This window comes from Bradyrhizobium sp. P2_E8, from assembly GCF_056403875.1.
Genome location: NZ_JBFUES010001913.1, coordinates 1 through 545, shown reverse-complemented (window position 1 = coordinate 545; position 545 = coordinate 1). Strand labels below are relative to the sequence as shown.

The following is a 545-nucleotide window of genomic DNA, read 5'->3' as shown; positions in this document are numbered from 1 at the left end:
GGCGTCCGCAGGCATGTTCCAATTGTATCGGGCCGCCCCTTGCCGCGCGACGACCTCCTTAGAGTAGAGCGATGCCGCCGTTCCGCCGACGAACTGACATGTCTGCTCGAGGACGTCGGTCCACAATGCTGAATCGAGGGCGGCATCGTAGATGTCCCCGATCAGGCGCGATACCAGATCTACGTCAACCATCGTTCGACAGCTCCATCATCCGATCGGTTGATAGCGGTATCCTGGGAGAACGACATCCTCCGAATGGAGGATGGTACGGGCGACGAGACCTTCACGCTGTCGGAGCGGCACGGCAAGAAGCAAGTCGGGTGGTCCCGGCGCGCGCCCTGTCGCCGGCGGCGGAATGACGACGGCGGCCGCCTGGGGGTCGCGGCAAAAGCGTCGTTGAAGCGGCGGACGCTGCCGAAACCGGCGGCGAAGCCGATCTCCRCCAATGTCATGCTGGTCCGGTCGATCAGACGCTTGGCTTCCTGCACACGGCGGGTCGCGGCGATCTCGCTCCCGCGGGGGGCGGTCTTTTGGACCGCCCCCCG

Annotated in this window: 1 protein-coding gene and 1 pseudogene; both read right to left on the bottom strand. The window is 65.4% G+C overall.

Annotated elements, in window-relative coordinates; translation table 11 throughout:
- Positions 1–192, bottom strand: a pseudogene (locus tag AC1D00_RS44675) (helix-turn-helix transcriptional regulator); the annotation flags it as partial.
- Positions 180–452, bottom strand: coding sequence for a hypothetical protein (locus AC1D00_RS44670; RefSeq protein ID WP_477015154.1), 273 nt, complete (start codon positions 450–452; stop codon positions 180–182). The pseudogene AC1D00_RS44675 and the gene AC1D00_RS44670, both read right to left, overlap by 13 nt.
- Between the last annotated feature and the right edge of the window lie 93 nt (positions 453–545).